The following is a 16,997-nucleotide window of genomic DNA, read 5'->3' as shown; positions in this document are numbered from 1 at the left end:
AAGGATGCGCGCAGTTCTGAAAACGGCCGGGCCCGTGCTGTCAGCGTCCGACTTGCTCGCGCAGGTAGGCCAGCGCGGCCTCGGTGCGGGCAGTCATCTCGGCGTCGTCGGCGCGCACCCCGCGGCCCAGCACCACCTGCTCGACAAGGTCGCCCGTGGCCAGGTCCTGACGCAGGACCGCCTTGGCCCACCGCTGCGGGCCGAGCTCGATCCGCTGAGCCAGGACGACGCTCGCCTGGACGCGCTCGCGCAGCGTCTCAGGGAGAAGGCTGGTGGCTCCGAGGACCCACTGCGACGGCTTCAAACCATCCACCCAGGTCACGGTCAGCTGGGTGAGCTCGGGCGACCAGGTGCCCCCGTCCACCTCGTGCCACGGGCGGGCGAGCGTGCGCGCGCCCGCTGCGTCCACGGCATACAGGGCACGGTTGGTGGCCACCACGATGGCGCCGGTGGCCACCTCCCGACCCCAGCTGAGCACGCGTTCGCCCCCGGACAGCCCGACCGCCTCGCTGACCGGGGCGGGCAGCTTTTCGGGGCGTCTCAGCGAGAGCGCCATCAGGAGGCCCTGTCGCGCAGCGTCGCGAGCTCGCGCTGGAGGTCCTGGAGCTCGCTGCTGAGCGTGCGCGCGGCGGCGGGGTCGGAGTGCGAGTCGGTCGCCATGCGCCGCATCGCCGACATCGCGTCGGCGATCCGGCGGGTCAGCGAGACCTCCTGGACGCGGGTGAGGAGGGCGTCGATGTAGCGACGCTCGGGCAGGCCGGTCGCCCTGTCCATGCGGGTGGGCAAGGGCGCCACGGCGAGCTCGGCGACGAGGCCGTGAACCGCCAGGGGCGCGGCCTCGATGACCCGGTTGGCCCACGCCTGCACCGAGAGCCCGCGCTGTGGCCCACCCGCACCGCGCACCCCGTCGAAGACCGCTCGGTGAGCCGGGGCGGTGAACGCGTCGGCCGACACCTTGTCGACGTCGTCGGTGGTGAAGCTGTCGGGGTACTGCAGCAGCGTCTGGAGCAGCTGGCGCTCGGCGAAGACGATCGGGTCACGCAGGTCCGGCGTCGGCAGGGCCGCCCGGGCCTCCTCGATCGAGGGCTCAGGCACGGTGTCGGCGTCGGGACGTCGCTCGCGGCCGGCGGGCGCGTCAGCAGCCTCCTTGGCGTCCCGTGCAGCCATCCGCTGGGCGCGGGAGACCTCGGCCTGCACCTGCTCGACCTCGACCCCGATCCAGCCCGCGACCGTACGGATGTACTCGGGACGCATCGAGCTGTCGCGGATCGAGTTGACGATCGGCGCGGCCGCGCGCATGGCCTGCACCCGCCCCTCGGCCGTCACCATGTCGAACCGGTCGATCGTCGTGCGCACCGCGAACTCGAACATCGGCACCGCGTCGTCGATGAGGTGGCGCACGGCATCGTCACCCTTGGCGATCCGCAGCTCGCAGGGGTCCATGCCCCCGTCGGCCACTGCGACGAACGACTGGGACGCCCAGCGCTGGTCCTCGGCGAACGACCGCATCGCGGCCTTCTGCCCCGCCGCATCTCCGTCGAAGGTGAACACGACCCGGGCCGGCGCGAGGTCGACCTCGTCGCGCATGATGCGGCGCAGCATCTTGATGTGGTCGACGCCGAAGGCCGTGCCACACGTCGCCACGGCACCCTCGATGCCGGCCAGCTGGCAGGCCATGACGTCGGTGTAGCCCTCGACGATGACCGCTTTGCGTTCTCCTGCAATGGATTTCTTCGCAAGGTCCAGACCGTAGAGCACGGTCGACTTCTTGTAGATCGGGGTCTCGGACGTGTTGAGGTACTTGGCCGCTATCCGGTCGTCGTCATAGAGCCGCCGCGCGCCGAACCCGACCGTGTCACCGGTGATGTCGCGGATCGGCCAGACCAGCCGCCCTCGGAACCGGTCGTAGAGCCCGCGACTCCCGCGCCCGGACAACCCGCCCAGGACGAGCTCCTCGTCGGTGAAACCCTTGGACCGCAGGTGGCGCGACAGGTCCTCGCCGCCGCGTGGGGCAAACCCGACGCCGAACCGTTTCGCGGCCTCGCTGTCGAACCCGCGCTCACGCAGGAAGTCGCGGCCGGCCCTGGCCTCGGGGGCGTTGAGCAACGCGTGGTGGTAGAACTCCTGCGCCACGCGGTGCGCCTCGACCAGCCGCGAGCGCCGTCCGAGGGACTCCCCGCCGCCCGGCTTGCCGCCTTCCTCGTAGTGCAGCTCCATGCCGAGCTTCTGCGCGAGCCGCTCGATCGCCTCGGTGAAGGTCAGGTGCTCGACCTTCTGCACGAACGAGATGACGTCGCCGCCCTCGCCGCAGCCGAAACAGTGCCAGGCACCCACGGTCGGACGGACGTTGAACGACGGGGACTTCTCGTCGTGGAACGGGCACAGCCCCTTCATCGAGCCCGGTCCGGCAGGTCGAAGGGTCACGTGCTCGCGCACGACGTCCTCGATCGACGAGCGCTCCTTCACGAGCGCGACGTCGTCGGCCTTGATCCGACCCGGCACTGGCCCTCCTTGTCGGGGCCGAGTCTAGGCTGTGCGGCCCGCCCCGCGTGGCCCACCTCCACAGGTCAGGTATGCCGCGTGGCCGGGTCCATGGCCCCCGGCCAGAACGGCAGCCAGACGGCAGCCAGCCACGCGGCATACCCGGACTTGGGCGGTCCACGACGTCAAAGGTAAGGTAAGCCTTGCCTTCTCGTCCCCCATGTTGTTCAGGAGAACCACCACCGTGATCCGTCGACGGACCGCCCTGCTCGCCCTGGCGACCACAGCCACCCTGGCCCTGGCGGCCTGCGGCGGCGACGGCAGCCTCGAGGCAGGCAAGAACCTCGATCCGGACAAGCTGACGATCTACAGCGCACAGCACGAGAACCTCACCCAGGCGTGGGCGAAGAAGTTCCAGGAAGACACCGGGGTCAAGGTGCAGATCCGCTACGGGTCGGACTCCTCGATGGGGGCGCAGATCGTCCAGGAGGGCGCCAAGAGCCCCGCCGACGTGTTCCTCACCGAGAACTCCCCCGCCATGACGACGGTGCAGAACGCCGGGCTCCTCGCGAAGGTCGACGACGCCACCATCAGCCAGGTCGGCGCCGAGTACGCGCCGTCGACGCACGAGTGGGTCGGCATCGCCGCCCGCTCCACGGTGCTGGTCTACAACCCCAGCAAGATCACCGAGGCCGAGCTGCCGACGTCGATCATGGATCTGCAGGACCCGAAGTGGAAGGGCAAGTGGGGCGCGGCCGCCGGGGGTGCCGACTTCCAGGCCATCGTCTCGGCGATCCTCGAGACCCAGGGCGAGGCCAAGACCGCCGCCTGGCTCAAGGGCCTCAAGGACGGTGCGCAGATCTACCAGAACAACATCGCCGTCATGAAGGCCGTCAACGCCGGACAGGTGCCGGTCGGGATCATGTACCACTACTACTGGTACCGCGACCAGGCGCTCACCAAGGCCGGCAGCAAGAACACCAAGCTGCTCTACTTCCGCCACCAGGACCCGGGTGCGTTCGTCAGCATCTCCGGCGGCGCGGTGCTCAAGTCCACCAAGCAGGCCGCGAACGCGCAGAAGTTCCTTGCCTTCGTGACGTCCAAGGAGGGCCAGGGCATCCTCGCCACGAGCGACGCCAAGGAGTATGCCGTGGGCAACGCAGTGGCCTCCGACAAGGCCTTGGAGCCCCTTGACACCCTCGAGGCGCCGCGCGTGGACCCGTTCAAGCTCAACGGCCCCAAGGTCATCGAGCTGATGACGACCGCCGGCATCCTCTAGGTGCCGTACTCCCGATGAGTCCACTGCACACACCACGACGGGGTCGTTCGAACCCCACCCCCGCAGCGGTCGTCGCGGCCAGCCTGCTCGTCGCGGCTGTGTGCGTACTGCCGCTCGTGGTCGTGGCCGTGAAGGCGTTCGACATCGGCTGGGGACCGGCCTGGGACCTCCTGTGGCGGCCGCGGGTCGGTGAGCTGCTGCGCAACACCGGGTCGCTGGTGGTGCTCACGGTCTCGCTGACGACAGCGATCGGCATCGCTGCCGCCTGGCTGGTGGAGCGGACCTCGCTGCCCGGTGCGAGGTTCTGGCGGGTGCTGATGGTCTGCCCACTGGCCGTGCCGGCGTTCGTGAACTCCTATGCGTGGGTGACGGTGCGTCCCGAGCTGCAGGGCCTGAGTGGGGCCGTGCTGGTGACGACGTTGTCGTACTTCCCGTTCGTCTTCCTGCCCGTGGCGGCGGTGTTGCGGGGGCTCGACCAGAGCCTCGAGGACTCTGCCCGGTCGCTGGGTCTGGGTCCCTGGCGGTCCTTCTTCCGCGCCGTCCTGCCCCAGCTGCGGCCCGCCGCCCTCGGCGGCATGCTCCTCGTCTCGCTCCACCTGCTGTCCGAGTTCGGCGTGCTCGCGATGCTGCGGTTCCCCACGTTCACGACGGCGATCCTCGAACAGTTCCAGGTGGCTTTCAGCAACAGTGCCGGCAGCCTGCTCGCCGTGGTGCTGATCGCCCTGTGCCTCGGGCTGCTGACGGTCGAGCTGTTGCTGCGCGGCACGGTGCGGCATGCGCGACTTGGCCGCGGCGCCGCCCGTCGAGCCCTCCCCGCGAGGCTCGGCAGGTGGACGGCTCCGGCCCTGCTGGGCATGGGCGCCCTGACGGTGCTGGCCCTCGGGGTGCCGCTCGGGAGCCTCGTCTACTGGTTCCGCGCCGGGAGTGGGGGCCTCACGGAGAGCGCCTTCGACCCGGCAGAGCTCGTGACGACCCTGTGGGGCACGCTGCGCCTGGCCCTCCTCGCGGGCGTGGTCACGGTGGTCGCCGCCTTCCCCGTGGCCTGGCTCATCGCCCGGCGTCGCACGTGGCTGTCCGTCCTGGTCGAGCGCGCCACCTACGTGGCCTCGTCCCTGCCCGGGGTGGTGATCGCCCTCGCACTGGTCACCCTGTCGGTCCGCTACGCCCGCCCGGTCTACCAGACCAGCGTCGTCCTCGTCGCGGCATACGCCATCCTGTTCATCCCCCGCGCCATGGTGAGCATCCGGGCGGCCATGGCCCACGCGCCCGAGGAGCTCACGGAAGCCGCACGGGCCCTGGGTGACGGACCGTTCCGGGCCTTCGTGCGCGTCCTGGTGCCCCTCACGGCGCCCGGGGCGCTGGCCGGCTTCGCCATGGTGTTCATCGCGACGTCGACCGAGCTGACCGCCACGCTGCTGCTCGCCCCGACCGGCACGCAAACACTGGCGACGGCGTTCTGGAGCGCGAGTGAGAGCATCGACTACGCGGGTGCGGCGCCCTACGCCGCTGCGCTCGTGCTGGTGTCCGCCCCCCTGACCTACCTCCTGCTACGCCGACCCGACGAGGAGCCCGCACTGTGACCACGCTGCGCATCTCGGGCGTCGCCGCGTCCTACGACGGACGACCCGTCCTGCACGGGCTCGACCTCGTCGTGCCGTCCGGCACCACGTCAGCGATCCTCGGCGCCTCGGGCTGCGGCAAGACGACGCTGCTCCGCGTGGTGGCCGGGTTCCAGCCTGCCGACGAAGGAGTGGTTCAGCTCGGCGACCGGACGGTGGCCGGCCCGGGCGTGTGGGTGGCGCCGGAGAGGCGAGGCATCGGCTACGTCGCCCAGGAGGGCAACCTGTTCCCCCACCTGAGCGTCGGGGCCAACGTCTCCTACGGACTCCCCCGACACGCTCGGCGGGCGGGCGAGCGCGTCGGTGAGCTGCTCGAGCTCGTGGGTCTCTCCCCCGACCTGGCGACCCGCCGCCCCGACCAGCTCTCGGGTGGCCAGCAGCAGCGGGTGGCGCTGGCGCGGGCCCTCGCCAGGCGCCCCACGGTCGTGCTGCTCGACGAGCCGTTCTCCTCCCTCGATGCCGGGCTGCGGTCCTCGACCCGCGAGGCCGTCGCGCAGGCGCTGGCCCACGAGGACGTCACGGTCGTGCTCGTCACCCACGACCAGGCCGAGGCGCTGTCCTTCGCCGACCAGGTCGCGATCATGCACGACGGCCGGTTCTCCCAGGTCGGGACACCTGCTGAGGTCTACGGCACCCCTGCGGACCGACACGCGGCCGCCTTCCTCGGAGACGCGGTGTTCCTTCGCGGTAGCGCGGACGGCACAGATGTCAGCACCGCGCTCGGGCGGCTCGCTGTCCACCAGCCGGCTCCCGCGGGCACGGTCGACGTGCTCATCCGTCCCGAGCAGATCGTGCTGCGCGACATGGCGCCCGGCATCCCCTGCGCCGAGGTCCTGTCGACGACCTACTTCGGGCACGACGCCCTCGTGGCGCTGCGGCTGCAGGCCGACCACACGGTGGTAACAGCCCGCGTCAACGGCTCGGACGTACCCCACACCGGTTCGATCGTCGGGCTCTCGGTGGTCGGCGAGGCGCGGGCCTTCGAGGCACCCTGACGGGTCGTCGCGGCGCCATCCCGGGGGGGGACGGCTCGGGTCAGCTCCAGGCGCGGTGCAGGTACTCCGCACGCACGTCGGTGAGTGAGGCCACCTGGTCGACGACGACGCGCAGCGCAGCAGCATCGGACTCGGCGTTCTTCCAGTCACCGAGCAGGTCGGGGTCCAGACGCGAGACCGGGTCCTGCTGGTAGGCCGCCACGAGGTCGGCCACGACCTCCCGCTGCCTCGTGAGCACGTCGACCCGCTCCAGGGCGTTCATGACGAAGTGGGCGGCCACGGCCTTCAGGACGGCGCACTCCGCACGGGTCTGGTCGGGCACCACCAGGTCGGCGGCATACCGGGTGAGGGGCCCGTCGCCGTGCCGCTCGCGCGTGGCCACCTCGACCCCGTGGACGAACCGCCCGATGAGCCGTGAGGTCATGTCCTTGAGCGCCGCCCGGTCCACCCGCGAGCCGTCGTATGCCGTGGGGACGGCGCCGCTGGCCAGCACGCGTTCCAGCGCCGCACCGAGGGCGTCGACGCCCAGGTCGGCGGCGTAGAGCCCGGTGGCCACGGCCAGCACCGAGTCCACGTCGGTCGTGTCACGCAGCCGTCGCACGTCCAGGCGGCCCGAGGCGATCGCGTCCTCCACGTCGTGCACCGAGTAGGCGACGTCGTCGGACCAGTCCATGACGTCGGCCTCGATGCAGCGCTCCCCAGGGGCCCTGCCATCGCGGAACCAGTCGAACACCGGCACGTCATCGGCATAGACGCCGAACTTCGTTGTGGGAGTGGTGCTCTCGCCACGCACCCAGGGGTACTTGGTGGCCGCATCCAAGGTGGCGCGGGTGAGGTTGAGACCTGCAGGACGGCCGTCGGGATGGACTCGCTTGGGCTCCAGACGGGTCAACAGGCGCAGCGTCTGTGCGTTGCCCTCGAAGCCCCCGATGTCGCGGGCGACGTCATCCAGGGCGCGCTCGCCGTTGTGACCGAAGGGTGGGTGGCCGAGGTCGTGGGCGAGGCAGGCCGAGTCGACGACGTCGGCACTGCACCCCAGCGCCTGGCCGAACTCGCGGCCGATCTGGGCGACCTCGAGACTGTGCGTGAGCCGGTTGCGGACGAAGTCGTCGTCGCCGGGCTGCACCACCTGGGTCTTGGCCGAGAGCCTGCGCAGCGACGCGGAGTGAACGAGCCGGGCCCGGTCACGGGCGAAGTCGTCGCGGTCGGCCCGCTTGGTGGCAGGGTCCTCCCGCACCCAGCGCTCACGGTCGACCGAGCTGTATGCCACGCCGCGAGCCTACGGCTGGGCGGCCCGCGCGGCCTCGGCGGCTCGCTCCACCCACTTCGGCTGGGTGCCGTAGCGCTGGCTCGGAATCAGCCGGCCGGCCGCGCAGTCCTCCACCAGCTGGACCATCCGCTTGTCGCGGGTGGCCGCCTGCTTGGCCGTCAGCACCCAGTACACGACGTGCTTCCGGTAGGTCTCCGTGGCGACCTCCCAGAAGGCGCTGGCGGCCGCGTCGCCGGCCAGCTGCGCGGCATACTCCGGCGGCAGCTCGAGGTCGCCTCGGTTCTCGTAGGAGTAGATGCTGGAGCGGTCGTCGCGGCGCCGCTCGTAGGCGGCCAACCCGGGCGGCTGCATCCGCCCCTCCGCCTTGAGCCGCTCGACCGAGGCGATGTTGATCGAGCTCCAGTTGCTCGTGCGCTTGCGCGGGGTCCAGCGCTGCCGCGTCGTGTCCTCGTCGACGCGCTGCGCGACCGAGTCGATCCAACCCCAGCACAGCGCCTCGATGACGGCCTGTTCCCAGGTGAGCCCGCGGTCTGGGACGTGCCTCTTGTACAGGCCCATCCAGAGCTCCGTGGCGGTGTCGTGGTTGGCCGCCAGCCAGGCCGCGAACTCCTCAGGCCCCGAGAAGAACGTCGCAGGCCTCTCCGGTGTCCCGCCCGGTGTGCCGATCTGGCTGGGCGTGCCTTTCCTCGTCATGGGCGAAGCCTGCCACGACGGTCCGACGCCCGCGCCAGGTCTGGTACCCCACCGCTGCCGCGGCGATGCCGAGTGCCCACAGCACGTGCCAGCCGTTCATGACCAGCAGCCCGAGCACTGACGTCAGTGCGGCCAGTGCGGTCCACCACACCTTGGTGCCCCGCGGGAGCAGGCGCACCGCCGCTGCCGTGCCGAGCACGTACACGAGCGTGAAGCAGCCGGTGGCCAGCAGCATCAACGGCGTCATGCCCAGGTGCAGCACCTCGCCGGCGGTCAGCCAGAGCACCGACTGCCCCGCGATGAGGGCCAGGCTCCGTCGTGGCACCTCACCGGCGCCGGCGCCCACGGCGAGGTATGCGGGAAGCGCACCATCGCGGGCCAGCGCGGCCCCCAGCCGGGACCCGCCGGCGTAGTACGCGTTCATGGCACCGACCGTGAGGAGGACGGCCACCACGGCGGTGACGACGCGCACCCGTCCACCGACGCCCGCCGCGAGGAGGTCGGACAGCGGCGCCTCGCTGGAACCGGTGGCAGGCCCGAGCACCATCAGGCTGGTGGCAGCGAGGGCGAGGTAGAGAGTGCCCACGACCACCACGGCAACAGCGGTGGCCCTGGGCACGTCGCGGGACGGGCGCCGGTAGTCCCCGGCGAGGGACGCAACAGCCTCCCAGCCTGCGAACCCCCAGACCAGCAGTGCAGCTGCCGACCCCACGGCGGCCCAGCCGTGGGGGGCGAAGGGCTGGAGGTGGTCCACTCGCGCATGCGGCAGGGCGGCGGCGATCGTGACCACCATCAGCGTGGCGAGGACTGCGGTGAGGCCCAGCTGGATGCGCCCCGACAGGCGCAGCCCGGCGGCGTTCATCAGCCCGACGCCGACGATGAGGCCAGCCGCGACAGCGACCGCCACCGCGCGCCCACCGCCCACCGCATCGGAAACGTAGCCACCTGCCATCAGCGACGCCGGCGGCGCCCCGACCGGCACCGCGAAGTAGAAGCACCAGCCGACGGCTGCGGAGGCCTTGGGCCCGAAGGCACCCCGCACATAGGTCGAGACCCCACCGCTGTCGGGGAACCGCGCACCCATCGCGGCGAAGGTCGACGCGAGCGGGACGCTGAGCAGCACCAGGGCCGCCCAGGCGACGAGCGAGGCCGGTCCGGCAATGCCCGCAGCGAGGGCCGGAAGCGTGATGACGCCCGTGCCGAGCACCGCGCCGATCGACAGGGCCGCCCCCTGTGGCACGGACAGCCCGAACGGCCGGGTGCCCCTGCCCTTGGTCGCGGCGGAGTCGGGGGTGGCGTCGGGGGTCGTGCTGGTCTTGGCCATGCCTCCAGCGTGCCGGTCGATTGGACCCGTGCGAAGAGCCAGTTCTGGCCATCCTGATTGGACCAATCTAGGCTGGCGGAGTGAACCCGCACCTGCGCCCGCAGCTGGGCCTGTCGCTCGACGGCGTGGTCGTCGGCGACCGGGCCTCGACCCTCTACCAGCACCTGCTCGAGGCCATTGTCGACGGACGGCTGGTCGCGGGTTCGAGGGTGCCGCCCACTCGCGAGCTCGCTGCCGAGCTGGGCCTGTCGCGCGGCACGGTCACCACGGTCTACGACCGCCTCACCGCCGAGGGCTTCCTGGCGACACGAGTGGGCTCGGGCACCTTCGTGAGCAGGGAGGCCCGACCGCACCGCACCCGTAGCGCACCGGTGGGCGACGTGTGTCCACGCGCCGTCTGGTCGACCCTGCCTCCCCCGGTGCTCGACTCGCCGGCGGCCGAGTTCGACCTGTCCGTCGGCGGTCCCGACACCTCGTTGTTCCCCCTCGCGGTCTGGCGGCGGCTCGTCTCGGCCACCCTCCGTCCTTCCCTGCTGGCCGCCTCTGCGTACGAGGGCCAAGGGGACGCCGCACTGCGGCGGGAGATCGCACGGTATGCCGGCCTGTCCCGTTCCGTCGTCGCCGGCCCGGAGGACGTGCTGCTCACCAACGGCGCCCAACAGGGGCTGGACGTCGTCGCGCGGTCAGTGCTCGACCCCGGTGACGTCGTCGTCGTCGAGGACCCGGGGTACACCGCCGCGACGCGGCTGTTCGTCTCGCACGGCGCCCGGGTCCAGGGGGTGCGCGTGGATGCCGAGGGTCTCGTCGTCGACGAGCTCCCGCGCACGGCCCGGATGGTCTACGTCACCCCGTCCCACCAGTTCCCGACCGGGGCGGTGATGTCACTGCGGCGGCGGATCGCGTTGTTGGAGTGGGCCTCTCGACGGAACGCGGTGATCGTCGAGGACGACTACGACTCCGAGTTCAGGTTCGAGGACAGGCCGCTCGCGCCACTGCAGAGCCTCGACCGGGACGGGCGTGTCGTCTATGTCGGGTCGTTCTCCAAGACCCTGATGCCGTCGCTGCGGGTGGGCTACCTCATCGCACCCCAGTCCCTCCAGCACACCCTGCGACAGGCCAAGCTGCTGACGGACTGGCAGGGAGATGCCGTCACCCAGGGCGCCCTCGCGCGGTTCATGGCCGAAGGTCTGCTCGCCGCGCACGTCCGCCGGGTCACCCGGATCTACACCGAGCGCCGCGCCGCCCTCGTGAACGGTCTGCAGAGCCTTCCGGCGGGTGTCCTCGAGCTGCTCCCGTCGGCAGCTGGGCTGCACCTGTGCGCCTACTTCGTCGACCGGACCGTGGACGACGTGGCGGTGGCATCGGCCGCGTGGGAGGCCGGTGTGTCGCTCGAGCCGGTGTCCGTACGGTTCCTCGACACCCCGCCGAGGCCGGGCCTCGCGATGGGGTTCCGTCGAGTCACGGTCGAGCAGGTCCCGGAAGCCATCCGCCGTCTCGCGACCGTCCTCCCGCTGTAGCCCCTCAGCCGCCGGAGACGGACAGCTCGGCCTCGGACACCGCCAGGCGATGGGCCTCGCTGAGCTCCTGGCTGTCGAGCCAGCCCTCGGGCAGGGCGACGTGTCGGGGTGATCCAGCGCGCCCGCGCTGCCCCTCGGCAGGATCACCGGGCCAGGGGGCCGAGGCGTCCATCGTGGCGATCAGCCGGTCCAGCGCGGCCAGCGAGTCGACGAGCGCCAGCTGGTGGCGCACTGTGGAACCTGCCGGGAATCCCTTGAGGTACCAGGCGATGTGCTTGCGGATGTCTCGACAGGCCTTGTACTCGTCGCCGTAGAAGTCGATGAGGTACTCGGTGTGACGGCGCATGGTGGCCGTCACCTCGCCGAGGGTGGGCTCGACACGAGCCGGCGTCCCGGCGAAGGCCGCCGCCAGGTCGGTGAACAGCCAGGGACGACCCAGGCAGCCGCGCCCGACGACCACGCCGTCGCAGCCCGTCTCGTGGGCCATCCGGACGGCGTCCTCGGCCGACCAGATGTCGCCGTTGCCGAGGACCGGGATGCTCCGCACGGTCTCCTTGAGTCGCGCGATGGCGCTCCAGTCGGCTTCGCCCGAGTAGGCCTGCGAGGCGGTGCGACCGTGCAGGGCCACGGCTGCGACCCCGGCGCGCTCGGCGATGAGCCCGGCCTCCAGGTAGGTCAGGTGCTCGTCGTCGATGCCCTTGCGCATCTTCACGGTGACGGGCACGGCATACGGGCTGGCCTCCCGGACCGCGCCGGTGACGATGGCCTGGAAGAGGTCGCGCTTCCAGGGCAGGGCGGCGCCGCCGCCCTTGCGGGTCACCTTGGGGACGGGGCAGCCGAAGTTGAGGTCGATGTGGTCGGCGCGGTCCTCGGTGACGAGCATCCGCACCGCCGCGGCGACGGTGGCTGGGTCGACGCCGTAGAGCTGGATCGACCGCGGGTTCTCCTGGGGGTCGTGCTCGATGAGCCGCATCGACTCGGGCGTCCGCTCGACAAGGGCGCGCGAGGTGATCATCTCGCTGACGTAGAGCGAGGTCGCGCCACTGGCGCCGCCCTGGTCGAGCCCCTGGTCGCCGTACTCGCGGCACAGCTTGCGGAATGCCCGGTTGGTGATGCCGGCCATCGGGGCGAGCACGACCGGGGACTCGATGGTGTGCCGGCCGATCTGCAGCGGAGGCAGGACGGCGGTCGACGCCTGCTGCTGCGGGGCGGAGCGCGTTGAGGTCGTGGTCATGGCGGCACCAGTGTCCCATCTGGTGCTTGACTGGCCGAATGCGTGCCCTGATCAGCGCCGCCGAGCTCCTCGCAGACCTCACCCGGGATCCGGGTGCAGTCGTCCTCGTGGACGTCCAGTGGAACCTCACCAGTGCAGCCGGCCCGCCCGGGCGAGAGCTGTATGCGGCCGAGCACCTCCCGGGTGCCCACCACGTCGACCTGGACGCCGAGCTCGCCGGGCCGCCCGGGCGCGGAGGTCGTCACCCGCTCCCCCAGGCACACGCCGTCGCCGCGGCGGCGCAGCGGTGCGGTGCCGCGAACGACTCGCGCATCGTCGTCTACGACCAGGGCCCGTCGTATGCCGCGGCCCGGGCGTGGTGGGTGCTGCGCCACTTCGGGGCTCGCGACGTGCGGGTTCTCGACGGCGGTCTCGCGGCCTGGCGGTCCGCAGGTGGTCCGGTGACGTCGGAGCTGCCCGCACCCGGCGCGGGCGCGTTCGAGGCACACGCCGGCGGCATGCCCGTGATCGATGCGGTCGGAGCAGCCACGGCAGCCAGGGACGGCGTGCTCCTCGACGTCCGGACGCCCGAGCGCTTCCGTGGCGAGACCGAGCCGATCGACCCCGTGGCAGGTCGGGTGCCGGGTGCCGTCAACGCCCCCGCGACCGACAGCGTCGGCCCGGACGGACGGTTCCTGGGTGCCGACGACCTGCGAGAGCTGTTCTCACGCAAGGGACTTCCGACGTCGGGACCGGTGGTGGCCTACTGCGGGTCGGGGGTCACCGCCGCGCACACCGTGCTCGCCCTCCACGAAGTGGGCATCGAGGCGGCTCTCTACGCAGGGTCGTGGAGCGAGTGGATCACCGACCCGAGCCGTCCGGTCGCGACGGGCGACTGAGCCCGCTGCGCTACACAACCACCGCTCAGAGCCAGCCGTACTCGTCGGCGATCCGCACGGCGTCCGCGCGGTTGCGTGCCATGGTCTTGCCGATCGCTGACGAGAGGTGGTTGCGCACGGTGCCCTCGGAGAGGCTCACGTGCCGGGCGATGTCCGCCACCGACCCGCCCTCGCGGGCAGCGATCAGCACCTCGGTCTCGCGCGCCGTGAGCGGCGACTCACCACCGGCCAGCGAGTCTGCGGCCAGGGCCGGGTCGACCACCCTCAGCCCCGAGTGCACGCGGCGCACGGCTTCGGCGAGCTGGCGGGCGGGAGTGTCCTTGACGACGAAGCCACTGGCGCCGGCCTGCAGCGCGCGACGCAGGAAGCCGGGGCGGCCGAACGTCGTGACGATCAGCACCCGCACGCCGGGCATTGCCTCGTGGAGTGCCGCGGTGGCAGCGATCCCGTCCAGCCCCGGCATCTCGACGTCGATCAGCGCAACGTCCGGCTTGCTGCTGCGAGCCGCGGCGACCACGGCATCACCGCTGCCGACCTCCGCCACGACCTCCATGTCGGGTTCGAGCCCGAGGAGGGTGGCGATGGCACCGCGGACCATGGCCTGGTCGTCGGCCAGCAGCAGGCGGATCGTCATGCCTGAACCCTCTCGTGCCAGTCCGGATCCACGGAGCGCGGGGGCGGCGAGGAGGTGACCGACAGCTCGAAGCCGTGTGGTGAGACGGGCCCCGTGACGAGCCGGGCGCCGGCGCCCTCAGCGCGTTCCTTGAGTCCGAGCAGTCCGGTGCCGGGCGTGCCCGGCCGGGCGCCGGCACCGTTGTCGACGACGGTGATCCCCCGCTCGTCGAGAGTCACTCGACAGCTGGTGGCACCGCTGTGCCGGATGACGTTCGTGACGCCTTCGCGCAGCGTCCAGGCGCACAGCTCGCGCAGGTGGCTGGGCACGGCGTCGGCCGCGGTGGGCAGGTCTGCCTCGATCCCGGCGGATGCCAGCGAGGACCGGGCACGGGCCAGCTCGGCCGGCAACGACGTCTCGCGGAAACCCGCGACCGCCTGGCGCACGTCGGCGAGGGCGTCCCGGGCGAGCCGCTCGAGGTCCCCGACCTCCACCTTGGCCCGCTCGGGGCTGACGTCCATCAACCGCGCGGCCAGCTCGGCCTTGACGGTGATGACCGTGAGGCTGTGGCCGAGGATGTCGTGGACGTCGCGGGCCATCCGGTTGCGCTCGTCCTGGATGGCCAGGCGTGCGTTCTCCTCACGCGCCTCGGCCAGGGCACGCTGCCGCTGCGACGCGATCATCCCTCCGGTGACGGCGGCCATGGCGAGCACCATCGACATGCTGATGCTCGCGTCGTGACGCCAGCCGTCGACGTGGAAGGTGAGGAACTCGTAGAGCGCCACCAGCGCCCCACCGATGGCCAACCCGATGCGGACCTGGAAGGTCCACAACCCCGACACCGCGAGGAACACCCACGTGGCTGCACCTTCCTGGCCGATGGTGAGGGGGGCGAGGGCAGCCAGGACCGCCAGGGCGGCCCAGTAGAGGAGCCCCACCGACGTGACGTACCAACGCGAGGCGATCGACCCGCGGGTCCCCCAGACCGCCGCTCGCAGGTGGGAGAAGTGCACGAGGTAGAGCACGACGAACAGCGCGAGCACCACCAGACCACCATCGGCGCGCAGGGTCTCTCGCTGCTCCCAGGCCGCACCGACAGCGTCCCAGAGGAACACCAGCCAGATGCTGGCGAAGAAGAAGCCGAGGACTCGTTCGCCCCAGGTGTTCTCGCCCGTGCCCGCGAAGAACTGCGGGCGCGGCTCGGGAGCCCCCACGCGCCCGGGGGTTCCCGGGACCACGTCCTCGGTGCTGTGCTCGCTCACAGGCCCCAGCCTCGCAGAGACGGGGTCGGTGGTGAATGGGCGCAACGCCCGCAGCAGGCTCAGACGCGCGCCGTGTCGCGTCGGAAGCGCCATGCCGCCCCTCCCGCAAAGACCACGAGCCACAGCGCCACGTTGACGACCGCCGCCCACCCAGGACTTGTCCCCTTCAGCGGCGCATGGGCCAGCTCGCTGAGGCCGTACATCGGGGTGAGCTTCGCGATCGTCTGGAACGTCGACCCCATCTGGTCGAGCGGCGTGAACAAGCCACCCAGGAAGGCCAACAGGGCCAGGCCCGGACCGAGGATCTGCATGACGTTCTCGCTCGGCAGCAGGTAGCCCATGAACACCCCGAACGCCGCGAAGACGAGCGACCCCACCCACGCGATCAGGGCTGTCTCGACCCACAGGGGGCCGTCCAGCTGCGCCTGGGTGAAGCCCCCCGCGGCATACGTCACAGCAACCGAGACCGCACCGAGGAGCATTGCGACGAGCACCTTCACGACGATGTATGCCGCGGGCGTGAGCGGGGTGAGCCGCAGCTGGCGGCTCCATCCCTGGCTGCGTTCCGTGGCGACCATGGCGCCACCCGCCGTCGTGGAGAGCATCGCGCCGTACAACGCCATCGAGATCATGATCGAGGCCGCCCAGTTGCCGTGCGCCCCGGCGCTCTTCAGCGAGTAGTCCTTCCCGGTCCCGAACAGGAGGAAGAAGACGACGGGGAGCACAACCGAGAAGATCACGGTCCTCCGGTTGCGGAGCATGCGGCGCAGCTCGAGCCGCAGCAGGGTGCTGTTGAAACCGCCGAGAGGTGGGACGTCCCGCTGCGGGACCGCGGACGCGGTGGTGGACGTGGTGGTGCTCATGGCTGTCCTTCGTCGGTGGTGAGCGAGATGAAGGCGTCCTCCAGCCCGCGCGAGGTGATCTCGAGGTCGCGAGCGTCGGTGGACACGAGCAGGTGACGGGCGACGGCATCGCTGTCGGTGGACGCGATGAGGATGGAGTCACCCCTCACCTCCACGGTTTCGACCCCGGGAAGTTCTTGCAGCGCAACGACATCCGCGCCTGGCCACGTCGCGCGGACCGTCCTGCCTGACACCAGTGCCTTGACCTGCGCCGCCGTGCCGTCGGCGACCACCTGGCCGTGGCTGACCAGGACGATCCGGTCCGCGTAGGCATCGGCCTCCTCGAGGTAGTGCGTGGCGAACAGCACCGTGCGCCCCTGCTCGGCGTCCTCACGGATCGCCCCCCAGAAGTCGCGACGCCCCGTGACGTCCATGCCGGTCGTGGGCTCGTCGAGGACGAGGAGCTCAGGGTCCGGCAGCAACGCCATGGCGAACCGCAGCCGCTGCTGCTGGCCGCCGGAGCACTTCACGACCCGCCGTCCGGCGATGTCCGAGATGCCGGCGCGACCCAGCACCTCGGCCACCGGTCGCGTGTTGCTGAACAGGCTCGCGGTGAGCCGCAGGGTCTCCTCGACCGTGAGGTCCTTGAGGAGTCCGCCGGTCTGCATCACGGCCGAGACCAGCCCACGTCGGACTGCCGCCGAGGGCTCCATGCCGTAGACCTGCGCGCTCCCCTGGTCCGGGCGGGACAGCCCGAGCACCAGGTCGATGGTGGTGGTCTTGCCTGCCCCGTTGGGACCGAGGAACGCGACGATCTCGCCGGGTCGCACCGTCAGGTCGATCCCCCGGACGGCGCGCACGCTGCCGAAGCTCTTGGTGAGCCCGCGGAGCTCGATGGCAGGCAGCTCCTCCGCGGCTCGTGGCACCCCGAGCGTCTTCGCGGGGGTCTGCATCTGTGGCATGGCGCCACGATGCCGCGAGGGACCGCCC

15 protein-coding genes are annotated in these 16,997 nt (G+C 71.4%); 5 read left to right on the top strand and 10 right to left on the bottom strand.

All coding sequences use genetic code 11. The features are described from left to right. Positions 1-40: 40 nt before the first annotated feature. On the bottom strand, positions 41-556 hold the full coding sequence (locus AC1DWR_RS14225) for a hypothetical protein (RefSeq protein ID WP_477612590.1): 516 nt from the start codon (positions 554-556) through the stop codon (positions 41-43). After that, positions 556-2,502, bottom strand: coding sequence for a DNA primase (gene dnaG / locus AC1DWR_RS14220; protein ID WP_477612589.1), 1,947 nt, complete (start codon positions 2,500-2,502; stop codon positions 556-558). The genes AC1DWR_RS14225 and dnaG overlap by 1 nt, the downstream gene beginning before the upstream one ends. Before the next feature lie 199 nt (positions 2,503-2,701). On the opposite strand from dnaG, the gene AC1DWR_RS14215 reads away from it, so the two are divergent. Genes AC1DWR_RS14215 through AC1DWR_RS14205 form a run of 3 tightly spaced genes read left to right on the top strand, consistent with a single transcriptional unit; the run spans position 2,702 to position 6,374 of the window. Beyond that, positions 2,702-3,760 (top strand): extracellular solute-binding protein, encoded by a 1,059-nt coding sequence (locus AC1DWR_RS14215; protein ID WP_477612588.1) that lies wholly within the window; start codon positions 2,702-2,704, stop codon positions 3,758-3,760. 14 nt (positions 3,761-3,774) lie between these two features. Further along, positions 3,775-5,340 (top strand): ABC transporter permease, encoded by a 1,566-nt coding sequence (locus tag AC1DWR_RS14210; RefSeq protein ID WP_477612587.1) that lies wholly within the window; start codon positions 3,775-3,777, stop codon positions 5,338-5,340. Beyond that, a complete protein-coding gene (locus tag AC1DWR_RS14205; RefSeq protein ID WP_477612586.1) occupies positions 5,337-6,374 on the top strand; it encodes an ABC transporter ATP-binding protein in 1,038 nt (345 codons plus the stop codon). The genes AC1DWR_RS14210 and AC1DWR_RS14205 overlap by 4 nt, the downstream gene beginning before the upstream one ends. A gap of 40 nt (positions 6,375-6,414) precedes the next feature. Here the strand turns inward: AC1DWR_RS14205 and AC1DWR_RS14200 are convergent, their stop codons facing one another. From AC1DWR_RS14200 to AC1DWR_RS14190, 3 genes are read right to left on the bottom strand one after another with little or no spacing between them, the layout of a single operon-like run. Then, positions 6,415-7,644: a deoxyguanosinetriphosphate triphosphohydrolase gene (locus AC1DWR_RS14200; RefSeq protein WP_477612585.1), complete on the bottom strand. Its 1,230-nt coding sequence runs from the start codon at positions 7,642-7,644 to the stop codon at positions 6,415-6,417. Between the two features lie 9 nt (positions 7,645-7,653). Continuing rightward, on the bottom strand, positions 7,654-8,337 hold the full coding sequence (locus tag AC1DWR_RS14195) for a YdeI/OmpD-associated family protein (RefSeq protein WP_477612584.1): 684 nt from the start codon (positions 8,335-8,337) through the stop codon (positions 7,654-7,656). Then, on the bottom strand, positions 8,255-9,661 hold the full coding sequence (locus AC1DWR_RS14190; RefSeq protein ID WP_477612583.1) for an APC family permease: 1,407 nt from the start codon (positions 9,659-9,661) through the stop codon (positions 8,255-8,257). Before AC1DWR_RS14190 ends, AC1DWR_RS14195 begins: the two co-directional genes overlap by 83 nt. An 80-nt stretch (positions 9,662-9,741) precedes the next feature. Between AC1DWR_RS14190 and pdxR the strand changes: the two genes are divergently transcribed. Next, the gene (pdxR, locus tag AC1DWR_RS14185; RefSeq protein WP_477624684.1) at positions 9,742-11,178 is read left to right on the top strand and encodes a MocR-like pyridoxine biosynthesis transcription factor PdxR; all 1,437 of its coding nucleotides are present in this window, start codon (positions 9,742-9,744) and stop codon (positions 11,176-11,178) included. Positions 11,179-11,182: 4 nt separating this feature from the next. On the opposite strand, the gene dusB is transcribed toward pdxR, so the two are convergent. Beyond that, the gene (gene dusB, locus AC1DWR_RS14180) at positions 11,183-12,412 is read right to left on the bottom strand and encodes a tRNA dihydrouridine synthase DusB (protein ID WP_477612581.1); all 1,230 of its coding nucleotides are present in this window, start codon (positions 12,410-12,412) and stop codon (positions 11,183-11,185) included. Positions 12,413-12,450: 38 nt separating this feature from the next. Between dusB and AC1DWR_RS14175 the strand changes: the two genes are divergently transcribed. Next, positions 12,451-13,290 carry a sulfurtransferase gene (locus AC1DWR_RS14175; RefSeq protein ID WP_477612580.1) on the top strand — a complete coding sequence of 280 codons (840 nt, stop codon included), beginning with the start codon at positions 12,451-12,453 and terminating at the stop codon, positions 13,288-13,290. 25 nt (positions 13,291-13,315) lie between these two features. Here AC1DWR_RS14175 and AC1DWR_RS14170 read toward each other — a convergent pair whose 3' ends face one another. The 4 genes from AC1DWR_RS14170 to AC1DWR_RS14155 are packed head-to-tail and all read right to left on the bottom strand — an operon-like array spanning position 13,316 to position 16,960. After that, positions 13,316-13,924, bottom strand: a complete 609-nt coding sequence (locus AC1DWR_RS14170) for a response regulator transcription factor (RefSeq protein WP_477612579.1) — start codon at positions 13,922-13,924, stop codon at positions 13,316-13,318. Then, positions 13,921-15,165, bottom strand: a complete 1,245-nt coding sequence (locus tag AC1DWR_RS14165) for a sensor histidine kinase (protein WP_477612578.1) — start codon at positions 15,163-15,165, stop codon at positions 13,921-13,923. Before AC1DWR_RS14165 ends, AC1DWR_RS14170 begins: the two co-directional genes overlap by 4 nt. 59 nt (positions 15,166-15,224) lie before the next feature. After that, the gene (locus tag AC1DWR_RS14160) at positions 15,225-16,028 is read right to left on the bottom strand and encodes an ABC transporter permease (RefSeq protein WP_477612577.1); all 804 of its coding nucleotides are present in this window, start codon (positions 16,026-16,028) and stop codon (positions 15,225-15,227) included. Continuing rightward, positions 16,025-16,960: an ABC transporter ATP-binding protein gene (locus tag AC1DWR_RS14155; protein WP_477613407.1), complete on the bottom strand. Its 936-nt coding sequence runs from the start codon at positions 16,958-16,960 to the stop codon at positions 16,025-16,027. Before AC1DWR_RS14155 ends, AC1DWR_RS14160 begins: the two co-directional genes overlap by 4 nt. Between the last annotated feature and the right edge of the window lie 37 nt (positions 16,961-16,997).

Source organism: Pedococcus sp. P2_E2, assembly GCF_056403955.1.
Note: the sequence above shows the minus strand (reverse complement) of the source record. Positions and strands in the feature narration are given on the sequence as shown.

Coding starts and splice junctions, on each gene's coding strand:
- AC1DWR_RS14225 (WP_477612590.1), bottom strand. CDS start 556: ATGGCGCTCTCGCTGAGACGCCCCGAAAAGCTGCCCGCCCCGGTCAGC.
- AC1DWR_RS14215 (WP_477612588.1), top strand. CDS start 2,702: ATGTTGTTCAGGAGAACCACCACCGTGATCCGTCGACGGACCGCCCTG.
- AC1DWR_RS14210 (WP_477612587.1), top strand. CDS start 3,775: ATGAGTCCACTGCACACACCACGACGGGGTCGTTCGAACCCCACCCCC.
- AC1DWR_RS14195 (WP_477612584.1), bottom strand. CDS start 8,337: ATGACGAGGAAAGGCACGCCCAGCCAGATCGGCACACCGGGCGGGACA.
- AC1DWR_RS14190 (WP_477612583.1), bottom strand. CDS start 9,661: ATGGCCAAGACCAGCACGACCCCCGACGCCACCCCCGACTCCGCCGCG.
- dusB (WP_477612581.1), bottom strand. CDS start 12,412: ATGACCACGACCTCAACGCGCTCCGCCCCGCAGCAGCAGGCGTCGACC.
- AC1DWR_RS14175 (WP_477612580.1), top strand. CDS start 12,451: ATGCGTGCCCTGATCAGCGCCGCCGAGCTCCTCGCAGACCTCACCCGG.
- AC1DWR_RS14170 (WP_477612579.1), bottom strand. CDS start 13,924: ATGACGATCCGCCTGCTGCTGGCCGACGACCAGGCCATGGTCCGCGGT.
- AC1DWR_RS14160 (WP_477612577.1), bottom strand. CDS start 16,028: ATGAGCACCACCACGTCCACCACCGCGTCCGCGGTCCCGCAGCGGGAC.
- AC1DWR_RS14155 (WP_477613407.1), bottom strand. CDS start 16,960: ATGCAGACCCCCGCGAAGACGCTCGGGGTGCCACGAGCCGCGGAGGAG.